This window comes from Streptomyces sp. URMC 129, from assembly GCF_051386415.1.
Lineage (GTDB): Bacteria > Actinomycetota > Actinomycetes > Streptomycetales > Streptomycetaceae > Streptomyces.
This window is the reverse complement of sequence record NZ_JBPQTQ010000172.1, coordinates 1-9,908: the sequence shown is the minus strand read 5'-3', so window position 1 is coordinate 9,908 and position 9,908 is coordinate 1. Positions and strand designations below refer to the sequence as shown.

At 75.0% G+C, this 9,908-nt stretch carries 10 protein-coding genes and 1 pseudogene; 6 read left to right on the top strand and 5 right to left on the bottom strand.

From position 1 onward, the window contains the following. Window positions 1–115 precede the first annotated feature (115 nt). Window positions 116–637: an SRPBCC domain-containing protein gene (locus ACSNOC_RS25505; RefSeq protein WP_436749925.1), complete on the top strand. Its 522-nt coding sequence runs from the start codon at window positions 116–118 to the stop codon at window positions 635–637. A gap of 18 nt (window positions 638–655) precedes the next feature. On the opposite strand, the gene ACSNOC_RS25500 is transcribed toward ACSNOC_RS25505, so the two are convergent. After that, the gene (locus ACSNOC_RS25500; protein ID WP_436749924.1) at window positions 656–1,279 is read right to left on the bottom strand and encodes a LysE family translocator; all 624 of its coding nucleotides are present in this window, start codon (window positions 1,277–1,279) and stop codon (window positions 656–658) included. A gap of 74 nt (window positions 1,280–1,353) precedes the next feature. On the opposite strand from ACSNOC_RS25500, the gene ACSNOC_RS25495 reads away from it, so the two are divergent. Continuing rightward, entirely contained in the window at window positions 1,354–2,325 is a 972-nt protein-coding gene (locus ACSNOC_RS25495; RefSeq protein ID WP_436749923.1) for a carbohydrate kinase family protein, read from the top strand. Here ACSNOC_RS25495 and msrB read toward each other — a convergent pair. The 4 genes from msrB to ACSNOC_RS25475 all read right to left on the bottom strand — a co-directional run bounded on the left by msrB (window position 2,279) and on the right by ACSNOC_RS25475 (window position 5,559). Continuing rightward, entirely contained in the window at window positions 2,279–2,695 is a 417-nt protein-coding gene (gene msrB / locus ACSNOC_RS25490) for a peptide-methionine (R)-S-oxide reductase MsrB (RefSeq protein ID WP_436749922.1), read from the bottom strand. The two genes, ACSNOC_RS25495 and msrB, sit on opposite strands and share 47 nt — an antisense overlap. A gap of 16 nt (window positions 2,696–2,711) precedes the next feature. Next, window positions 2,712–4,106 (bottom strand): UDP-N-acetylmuramate--L-alanine ligase, encoded by a 1,395-nt coding sequence (gene murC / locus ACSNOC_RS25485; RefSeq protein WP_436749921.1) that lies wholly within the window; start codon window positions 4,104–4,106, stop codon window positions 2,712–2,714. 82 nt (window positions 4,107–4,188) lie between these two features. Then, window positions 4,189–4,662, bottom strand: coding sequence for an indole-3-glycerol phosphate synthase (locus ACSNOC_RS25480; protein WP_436749920.1), 474 nt, complete (start codon window positions 4,660–4,662; stop codon window positions 4,189–4,191). A gap of 117 nt (window positions 4,663–4,779) precedes the next feature. Further along, a complete protein-coding gene (locus ACSNOC_RS25475; RefSeq protein WP_436749919.1) occupies window positions 4,780–5,559 on the bottom strand; it encodes a pyrimidine reductase family protein in 780 nt (259 codons plus the stop codon). 91 nt (window positions 5,560–5,650) lie between these two features. Here ACSNOC_RS25475 and zapE point away from each other — a divergent pair, with 91 nt between their 5' ends. The 4 genes and pseudogenes from zapE to ACSNOC_RS25455 form a co-directional block, all read left to right on the top strand. Continuing rightward, on the top strand, window positions 5,651–6,766 hold the full coding sequence (zapE, locus tag ACSNOC_RS25470; protein ID WP_436749918.1) for a cell division protein ZapE: 1,116 nt from the start codon (window positions 5,651–5,653) through the stop codon (window positions 6,764–6,766). A 13-nt stretch (window positions 6,767–6,779) separates the two neighbouring features. Beyond that, window positions 6,780–7,688 carry a PPK2 family polyphosphate kinase gene (locus ACSNOC_RS25465; RefSeq protein WP_436749917.1) on the top strand — a complete coding sequence of 303 codons (909 nt, stop codon included), beginning with the start codon at window positions 6,780–6,782 and terminating at the stop codon, window positions 7,686–7,688. Window positions 7,689–7,819: 131 nt separating this feature from the next. Beyond that, window positions 7,820–9,059 (top strand): annotated as a pseudogene (locus ACSNOC_RS25460) (multinuclear nonheme iron-dependent oxidase). A 5-nt stretch (window positions 9,060–9,064) separates the two neighbouring features. Then, window positions 9,065–9,908: TIGR04222 domain-containing membrane protein (locus ACSNOC_RS25455; protein ID WP_436749916.1), on the top strand; the 844-nt coding region annotated here is incomplete at its 3' end.

The following is a 9,908-nucleotide window of genomic DNA, read 5'->3' as shown; positions in this document are numbered from 1 at the left end:
CCCTGCCCCCGGAGTCGGCCACGGTCCTGCTGCGGCACACGCGCGAGACGTGAGACGCCGGGCCCCCGCGCCCGTCCCGCTCGCGGGCGGTGGCGGGCGGGGAGAGGATCGGGCCATGACCGACGAGCTGCCCGCGCACCCGGAGCAGGCCGAACTGGTGACCACCGACGACCACTGGGCGCTCTCGCTGGACCGCGTGCTCCCGCACCCCGCCGAGGCCGTCTGGGCGGCGCTCACCCGCGCCCGCGAGGTCCCCGGCTGGGCACCGTTCGCACCCGACCGCGACCTCGACACGCCCGGACCGGTCGAGCTGCCGGAGACGGCCGAGGCCGAGCCGGCGGCCCCCGCCGAGGTGCGCCGCGCCGACCCGCTCCGGTCGCTGGTGCTGCGCTGGGGCCGCGACGAGCTGCGCTTCGACCTGACCCCCGACCCGACCGGGACGCTGCTGCGCCTCACACACACCTTCACCGACCGCGCTCGGGCCCCGGGCTACGCGGCCGGGTGGCACCTGTGCCTGGCCGCCCTCGACGGCACACTCGCCGGACTCGATCTCCCCAAGGTCACCGGCGAGTCCGCGAAGGCCCACGGCTGGGAGGAACTGCACGACCGGTACGGCACCCTCCTCGAAGAGGTCTGAGCCCGCCCGGCCGGGGGCTCAGCCCTCGACCGCCAGCCGGACCCCCAGGGCGATCATCACACCGCCGGAGACCTGTTCCAGCCGGCGGCGGACCCCGGCGCGGGACAGGACCCGGCGCATCCGGCGGACGCCCCAGACGTACGTGGTGTAGTAGCCCACCTCGAACACCGACCAGATCGCGGCCAGGGCCAGCATCGTCGCCAGGTGCGGGGCGCCGGCCGGCACGAACTGCGGGAGGAACGCCATCGCGAAGATGCCCGCCTTCGGATTGGCGAGGTTCAGCAGCAGCCCGGCCCGGTAGCTGCGCAGGTCCGAGCCGGTGTCCCCGGCCGGGAGCGCGTCCAGGCCGCCGGGCCCGGCCCGGCGCGCGGCGCGCAGCGCCTGGACACCGAAGCCCACGAGGATCACCCCGCCCGCCACGCGCATCACGTCATAGGCGACCTCGGAGGCGTCCAGCACCGCCGTGAGGCCGAGGGCGGCGAAGACCCCCCACAGGAAGACGCCGCTCTCGTTGCCCAGCACGGTCATCATCCCGGCCCTGCGTCCGCGCAGCGCGTTGCGGATGATGAGCACCGAACTCGGTCCTGGGGAGGCGGCGACCAGCAGACAGGCGCCGAGAAACGCCGGGAGAGTGCTCCACATGCCGGTCATCCTGCGGCCCCGGCGCCGCGCCCTCCACCCCTTTTCGCCGCTGTCCGCCCGTACGATGACCCGCCATGGACTACGACGTGCTGGTGGTGGGCGGAGCGGGCGTGGACACCATCGTCCGGGTCGACCGGCTGGAGATCCCGGACCGGGACGTGCTGCACGTGCCGCCGATCCGCGACTACGTGGCGCACACCGGCACCGGTGCCGCGCTCGGCTTCCACGCGCTGGGGCGGCGCGTGAAGTTCCTCGACTTCCTCGGCGACGACGCGCAGGGCGCGCTGATCCGCGCACGATTCCGGGGCGCGGGGCTGGACTTCGAGAGCCTGCCCGCCCCGAACGGCACCCCGCGCAGCGTGAACCTGGTGGACGACGAGGGCCGGCGGTTCTCGTTCTACGACGGGCGGCACCCGGCCGGTCTGCTGATGCCGCCGGACTTCGCGCTGCCGCACGCCGAGCGGGCCCGCCACGTCCACGTCTCGCGCCCGGCGTTCACCCGCGCGCTGCTCGGCCCGCTGGCCGAGCGCGGCGTGCCGGTCTCCACCGACCTGCACGCGTGGAACGGGGAGGACGCGGGCACGCACCCGTGGGCGTTCGGCGCCGACTACGTGTTCATGAGCGCGGCGGGCGTCCGGGACCGGGTGGGCGAGGTGCTGCGGATGATCCTGGAGCGGGGCCGCGCCCGGCTGGCGGTGGCCACGGACGGCGAGCGCGGCTGCCACGTGCTGGCGCGCGGCGACGACGGCGGCACGGACGGGACCGTGCGGCACTACCCGGCCGTGACGCCGCCCGATCCCGTGGTGGACAGCAACGGCGCGGGCGACGCGTTCGTCACGGCCTTCCTGCACACGTGGTTCGACGGGCCGAGCGGCGGCCCCGACGTCCTCGACCGGTCCGTCCTGGCGGGCCTGGTGGCGGGCGCGTTCGCCTGCACCGTGCCCGGCACGCACGAGCGGCACATCACCGCCGCGGAGCTGGCCGCGGCGGTGAGCGCGATCAGGAACCCTGCTCCCGGGGATCCAGCCGGATGGAGATGGAGTTGATGCAGTACCGCAGGTCGGTGGGCGTGCCGTAGCCCTCGCCCTCGAAGACGTGGCCGAGGTGCGAGCCGCAGGCGGCGCAGCGCACCTCGGTCCGCGGCCGGCCCGGCAGCGAGTGGTCCGGCACGGTCTCGACGGCGTCGGAGCCGGCCGGGTCGTAGAACGACGGCCAACCGCAGTGCGAGTCGAACTTGGTCTCCGAGCGGAACAGCTCGGCGCCGCAGGCCCGGCAGTGGTAGACGCCGACCGTCTTGGTGTCGGTGTACTCGCCGACGAACGGCGCCTCGGTGCCGGCCTGGCGCAGCACCCGGTACTCCTCGTCGGTGAGCTCCGCGCGCCACTGCTCGTCGGTCTTGCTGACCTTGTACCCCATGGAAAGCCTCCTGGTCTCAGCCCGAGAGGCGGGCGAGAATCCTCGGTCCGAGCTCGGTGACGTCGCCCGCCCCCATGGTGAGAACCACGTCACCGGGCCCGGCCATTCCGGCGACCGCGTCCGGCACGGCGTCCTTGTCGTGGAGGGGGCGGACGTCCGCGCCGTGCGCGCGGGCGGCGTCCACGACGAGGGCGCTGGTCACGCCGGGGACGGGGTCCTCGCGGGCGGGATAGATGTCCAGCACGAGGCAGGCGTCGGCCGCGGCCAGCGCCTCGCCCATCTCGGCGGCCAGCTCCCTGGTCCGGCTGAACAGGTGCGGCTGGAAGACGACGAGCACCCGCCCGTCGCGGGCGCCGCCGCGGATCGCGTCGAGGTCGGCGGCCATCTCGGTGGGGTGGTGGGCGTAGGAGTCGATGATCTGGACGCCGCGCGCCTCGCCCTTGAGCTGGAGCCGGCGGCGCACGCCGGTGTACGTGCCCAGGGCCCGCGCCAGCTCGGGCGCGGGCACGCCGGCGGCCACGCCCGCGGCGAGCGCGGCCACGGCGTTGTGCGCGTAGTGGCGGCCCGGGACGGACACCCCGAACGTCAGCTCCTCGCCGCCGAGGACGACGGTGACCTCGCTGGTCAGCCGGTCCTGCCGGACGCGCGCCACGCGCACGTCGGCGTCGGGCGCCTCCCCGTAGGTGACGACGCGCAGGTCCGGGCGGCCGGCGAGGCGGGCGGTGAGCTTGCGCGCCCCCTCCTGGTCGGCGTTGATCACCAGGGTGCCGCCCGGCACGATCCGGTCGGCGAACGTCTCGAACGACGCGTGGATCTCGTCCAGCGACGCGTAGTTGGCGTGGTGGTCCAGCTCCACGTTGAGGATGATCGCGACCTCGGGGCGGTACCGGTGGAAGCTGCGGTCGCTCTCGTCGGCCTCGGCGACGAACAGCTCGCCCTCGCCGTGCTCCGCGTTGGAGCCCGGGGCGTCGAGGTCGCCGCCGATGGCGTACGACGGGCCCAGGCCCAGGGCGGTGAGGGCCACGGCGAGCATCGAGGTCGTGGTGGTCTTGCCGTGCGTACCGGCCACGGCGACGGCCCGCCGCCCCGCCATCAGGGCGGCCAGCGCCTCCGAGCGGTGGACGGCGGGGATGCCGCGGCGCGCCGCCTCGGCCAGCTCGGGGTTGTCCTCCCGGATGGCGCTGGAGACGACGACGCAGGTCGCGTCGGGGGCGAGGTGGGCGGCGTCGTGGCCGATGTGCACGGTCGCGCCGAGCGCCCGCAGCGCGGCGGCGGTCTCCGAGTCCCGGGAGTCGCTGCCGGCGACGCGGGCGCCGCGCCGGGTGAGGATCTTGGCGATGCCCGACATGCCCGCGCCGCCGATGCCGATGAAGTGGGGCCGTGTCATGGCGGGCGGGATCGCCGGTGTCATGCGTGTGTCTCCCTGGTGTCCCTGCGGGTGTCCCCGGTCGAGGCGTGCCCCACGATTGTCGCACCAGGCGCGGGAGCGGGGCTCATTCTCCGTGCGCGAAGAGCCGCAGGACCGGGACGCCGACCTTGTGCCGGGCCCGGGAGGCCCAGTCCCGGTGGAACAGCTCCTCGACGTAGTGCGGCGCGGTCAGCACCACGACCTCGTCCGCGTGGGTCTGCTGGACCACGGAGGACAGCAGCTCCAGCGGGTGGTCGTCGATGACCTGCCCGACGGCCTCGGCGCCGGCCGCGCGCAGCGCGTCCAGCGAGTGGTGCAGGGCGCGCTCGGCCGGCCGGTTGACCTCGGGGCCCTCGGGCTCCTCCTCGCGGACCTCGCGCACGGCCTCGCCGAACTCGCCGAGCGCCACGTCGTCCAGCGCCCGCAGCAGCCGGTCCTGGTCCCCCCGGGGCTGCATGAGCACGACGAAGGACTGCTCCTCGTCACCGTGCAGGGTGGTGACGAGCTCGACATCGGTGGGCACCATGGGCTTTTCGATCATGAGAACTGTCGTGATCACGGTAAGCGCCCTTCGTCGGGGCCGGGTCCCGGACAGCCCGGCAGAAACCATCCTTCACCACGGCCGCACGGGACATTGCGCTTTTCATCCTGCCCAGACCAGGATAAGCGGAACGTCTCATTCCGCAGTTTGCCGGACCCTCCGGTACCGGCTGAAAAGGAAGCCGGAGTCCTCCAGCAGATCCGTCAGTTCCAGCTCCCGCGGCTCGGGAATCTCCGGGCCGCTCATCACCCGCGGCGCCGTCCCGGAGGTGAACCGGGGGGAGATGGTCAGGCACAGCTCGTCGAAGGCCCCCGCCGCGGCCAGCTGGCCCAGCAGCCGGGGGCCGCCCTCGGTGAGCAGCCGGGTGTGACCGCGCCTGACCAGTTCGGGCTTGACGCGCAGCGGGTCCACCCGGGCCTCGTCGCCGGCCGTGATCACTTCGACGCCGGCCGCCTCCGCGGCGGCCAGCCCGGTGCGCGGCGCCTTGGCGCCGGTGATGATCACCGTGGGCACCTCGGCCTCCGTGAACAGCGGCAGGGAGTAGTCCAGGTGCAGGCTCGCGCTGACGACCGCGATGGCCGGGACCGGCGTCTGCCCGGCGGCGGTCCGGCGCGCGACGAACTCCTCACGCCGGCGCGCGGGCCGGTAGCGCTCCTCGCGGACCGTCTCCGCGCCGACGATCACCACGTCCGCCAGCGCGCGCAACACCCCGAAGATCCGCATGTCCACGGCGTTGGAGATCGGCTGCGTGCGCCCGCCGTGATAGGCGGCGCCGTCCGCCGTGGACACCATGTTGGCCCGCAGCCAGCCGCCGCCGGGAAGGTGGTCCCCCGGGTACGCGTAGGCCGCGGCCAGCTCGGACAGATCCCACTCGTGGTCGTCGCCGCCGGAGGGCGGGGGGAACAGGCGTCGCATGGGCCGCAGTGTGGCACACATGCCCCGCCGCGGGCCGGACGTGCGCGAGGCCCGCCCCTTTCCCCACCCTCCCCCACGTACAGTGGGAATCGTGTCGAGCACCAGCAACAGCACGGAATCCGCCGGGGCGATAGCCGGCCCCACGGCCCTCAGCACCCGCGAACCCCGCGTTCCCGCCGAGCGGCTCGTCGCCGAGATGGTTCCGCCGCCGCGATTCGGCGCGGTCCGGTTCGACACCTACATCCCCGACCCCCGGCAGCCCAGCCAGACCGCGGCCGTGAAGGCGCTGGCCGACTTCGCCGGCGGGCTCGGCGGCGCCCACGCGTCCGGCGCCGGGCGGCGCGGGCTGTGGCCGCGCCGCGCACGGCGGCCCGCCGGGCCGGAGCCGCGCGGCATCTACCTCGACGGCGGCTTCGGCGTCGGCAAGACCCACCTGCTGGCGTCGCTGTGGCACGCCACCCCGGCGGCCCCGGAGTTCAAGGCGTTCGGCACGTTCGTGGAGCTGACCAACCTGGTCGGCGCCCTCGGCTTCCAGGAGACCGTCCGCACGCTGTCGGGCCACCGGCTGCTGTGCATCGACGAGTTCGAGCTGGACGACCCCGGCGACACCGTGCTGGTCTCCTCGCTGCTGGCCCGCCTCGTCGCGGAGGGCGTGGCCCTGGCCGCCACCTCCAACACGCTCCCCGGCAAGCTCGGCGAGGGCCGGTTCGCCGCCGCCGACTTCCTGCGCGAGATCCAGGGCCTGGCCGCCCACTTCCGCGCCCTGCGCATCGACGGCGAGGACTACCGCCACCGCGGCCTGCCCGCCGCCCCGGCACCGCGCCCCGACGAGGAGGTCGCCGCCACCGCGCACTCCGTCCCCGGCGCCTCGCTGGACGACTTCGGCACGCTGCTCGACCACCTCGCCCGCGTGCACCCCAGCCGCTACGGAGCCCTGTGCGACGGCGTCACGGTCGTCTGCCTCACCGGCGTGCGGCCGGTGCCCGACCAGGCCACCGCGCTGCGCCTGGTCGTGCTGGCCGACCGGCTGTACGACCGCGAGATCCCGGTGCTCGCCTCGGGCGTCCCGTTCGACGCGCTGTTCAGCGAGGAGATGCTCAACGGCGGCTACCGCAAGAAGTACTTCCGGGCGATCTCCCGGCTGACCGCACTCGCCCGGGACGCGGGAACGGACACGAGCGCGGAGGCGGAAGCGGAACGCCGCTGAGATCATCGGATCCATGGGACACCATCGGACATCCGGTCACACCCCCGAAGAAGCGCCGCGGAACGGGACTGACGAGACGTCACTGCGCGGCCTGACGCGCGTCCGTCCCGGGTCCTCCGTCGACCTGGCCGCCCTCCCCTCCGACGCCACCCCCGGCTGCACCGGCGCCAAGGCCGAGGCCCGCGCGGAGACCACCGCGATGGGCAAGGAACTGGCCGCGCTCCAGGAACGGTTGTACGCCGCGGCCACCGGCGGCGACCGGCGCAGGCTGCTGCTGGTCCTCCAGGGCATGGACACCTCGGGCAAGGGCGGCACGGTCAAGCGTGTCGTCGCGCACTTCAACCCCGCCGGCTGCCGCATCCGCGCCTTCAAGGCCCCCACCGCCGAGGAGCGCGCGCAGCACTTCCTGTGGCGGGTGACCAGGGCGCTGCCGAAGGCTGGCGAGGTCGGCATCTTCGACCGCTCGCACTACGAGGACGTGCTCGTGCCCCGGGTGCACGGCCTGGTGCCCGAGCCGGTCTGGACGCGGCGCTACGAGGAGATCAACGCCTGGGAGCGCGCGCTGGCCGACGACGGCGTCACGTTCGTCAAGGTGTTCCTGCACATCGGCCACGGCGAGCAGCGGGAGCGGCTGCTCGCCCGGCTCGACAAGCCGCACAAGCACTGGAAGTTCGACTCCGGCGACATCGCGGAGCGCGAGCGGTGGCCGGACTACCAGCGCGCCTACGCCGCCGCCCTGGAACGCTGCTCCACGGACGCCGCGCCCTGGTACGTCGTGGCCGCCGACCGCAAGTGGTACCGCGACTGGGCGGTCAGCCGCCTGCTGCTGGAGCACCTCCGCGCGCTGGACCCGCGGTACCCGGTGGGTGACTTCGACGTGGCCGCCGTCCGGGAGCGGCTGCTCGCGGAGAAGACCGCGTAGACGGTTGCGATCGCGAAACCTCAAGCCTTCCTCTGAGAACCCCCCGGCCAGGGTTCCGGGCCCGCGCGGCGGGAGACAACTCCCTCACGCACACACGGTGCGGGCAGGACTGTCCTTCAGGGGAGGCGGACATGAGGCGGCTGGGGACGGGGATCGGGTGGCGGCCCGACATCGCCGACGAGATAGCCGGGCTGCCGGGGATCGACTGGGTGGAGGTGGTCGCGGAGAACGTTTGCTCCGGCCATCTTCCCGAGCCCCTGGCGGCGTTGCGCCGACGCGGCACCACGGTGGTGCCGCACGGCGTGTCGCTGGGGCTGGGCGGGGCCGACCGGCCCTCGCCGAGCGGGCTGATGGCGCTGGCCGGGCTCGCGGAGGCGCTGGACGCGCCGCTGGTGACCGAGCACATCGCGTTCGTCCGGGCGGGCGGGCCGCTGACCGGCACGCCGTCCCTGCTCGCCGGGCACCTGCTGCCGGTGCCGCGGACCAGGGACGCCCTGGACGTGCTGTGCGAGAACGTGCGGATCGCCCAGGAGGCGCTGCCCGTCCCGCTGGCGCTGGAGAACATCGCGGCGCTGTTCGCGTGGCCCGGCGAGGAGCTGACCGAGGGACAGTTCCTCGGTGAGCTGGTGGAGCGCACCGGCGTCCGGCTGCTGATCGACGTGGCGAACCTGTACACCAACCACGTCAACCGGGGCGAGGACCCGGTCGCGGTGCTCGACGCGCTGCCGCTGGACGCGATCGCCTACGTGCACGTCGCCGGCGGCGTCGAACGGGACGGCATCTGGCACGACAGCCACGCGCACCCCGTCCCGCCGCAGGTGCTGGCGGTGCTGGACGCGCTGTGCGCGCGGACCGAGCCGCCGGGGGTGCTGCTCGAACGCGACGACGCGTTCCCGTCGCGGGAGGAGCTGGCCGCCGAACTGGCGGCGATCCGCGCGGTGGCGGAGGGGGTGCGCCGTGGCTGACACCACCGAGGCGGCCCGCCACCGGCTGGCCATCGCGCAGGCGGCGCTGCTGAGCGCGCTCACCGCCGGCGGCCCGGTGCCGGACGGCTTCGACCGGGCGCGGCTGCGGGTCCAGCGGGAGGCGCTGGCCGCGAAGCGGGCCGACGTCCTCGCCCGGGTGGCGCCCGAGCTGCCGCGCGCGCTGGGCGACGGGTACCGGACCGCGGCGCTCGCCTGGGCCCGCTCCCGTCCGCTGACTCGCGGGTACCGCGAGGACGCCGCCGGCCTGGCCCGGCACGCGCTGGCGGCGGGCGCGGTGGCCGACGGGCCGGCGCGGCGCGGCCTGGAGGAATGGTTGCGCGGCGGGCCCGGCGCCCGCACCCCGTGGATCGCGCGGACCCTGCGCACCGTACGGAAAGGGAGGTGACCGCCATGACCCCGATCGTCGTCCTGGTGGCCTGCGTGCTCGCGCTCTGCCTGGTCCGCCTGGGGGTGACCGCCGCCCGGGCCCGCCGCGACATCGCCCACGCCGCCGGCGGCACGGTCACCACCGTGTACGAGGCGGCGTTCCTCACCGGCGGCCCCGGCCGGGTGGCCGACACCGTGCTGTGCGCCATGCGCGACAGCGGGCGGATCAGCATCGAGAGCGGCGCCGTGCGCGTCCTCACCCCGGTGGCGCACGACGAGCTGGAGCGGGAGCTGCTGGCCCGCTGCGGAAGCTGGGAGGAGTCCCTGCGGGCGGTCCGCACCGGTCTGGCGACCGCCGGGCCGGTCCGGGAGATCGACGACCGGCTCGCGGCCCGGGGCCTGCGGTGGAGCCGGGCGCGCTACGCGGGCTGGCGGACCGGGCAGGGGTTCGCCCTCGCGCTGTCGCTGGTCCTGGCCCTGCTGTCCCTGTTCGCCGCGTCGGCGGTGCTCCTGCTGGTGGCGGGGGCCGGTCTCGTCGCCGGGAGCGTCCTGGGGCCGGGCCGCGACGGGCTGACCGGCCCCGGCCGGGCCGCGCGGCGGAGCCTGCGGCGGGCGAACCCGTTCGCGCCGCAGGGATCGGCCGCGCTGGTCGCCGTGGCCGGTGCGCAGGCGCTGCCCGACTGGTACCTGCGCGCCCAGCTCACGACCGCCGCGCGCCCGCTGCGGGTGAGCGGCGGCACCTCGTCGAGCAGCAACTCGTCCGGTTTCGCCTGCGGGAGCGCGTCGAACTGCGGAGGGGGCAGTTCGAGCTGCGGCTCCAGCGGAGGCGGCGGCGGGGGCTGCGGTGCGAGCATGGGCGGTTCTCTCC

Coding starts and splice junctions, on each gene's coding strand:
- ACSNOC_RS25505 (WP_436749925.1), top strand. CDS start 116: ATGACCGACGAGCTGCCCGCGCACCCGGAGCAGGCCGAACTGGTGACC.
- ACSNOC_RS25500 (WP_436749924.1), bottom strand. CDS start 1,279: ATGTGGAGCACTCTCCCGGCGTTTCTCGGCGCCTGTCTGCTGGTCGCC.
- ACSNOC_RS25495 (WP_436749923.1), top strand. CDS start 1,354: ATGGACTACGACGTGCTGGTGGTGGGCGGAGCGGGCGTGGACACCATC.
- msrB (WP_436749922.1), bottom strand. CDS start 2,695: ATGGGGTACAAGGTCAGCAAGACCGACGAGCAGTGGCGCGCGGAGCTC.
- murC (WP_436749921.1), bottom strand. CDS start 4,106: ATGACACCGGCGATCCCGCCCGCCATGACACGGCCCCACTTCATCGGC.
- ACSNOC_RS25475 (WP_436749919.1), bottom strand. CDS start 5,559: ATGCGACGCCTGTTCCCCCCGCCCTCCGGCGGCGACGACCACGAGTGG.
- ACSNOC_RS25465 (WP_436749917.1), top strand. CDS start 6,780: ATGGGACACCATCGGACATCCGGTCACACCCCCGAAGAAGCGCCGCGG.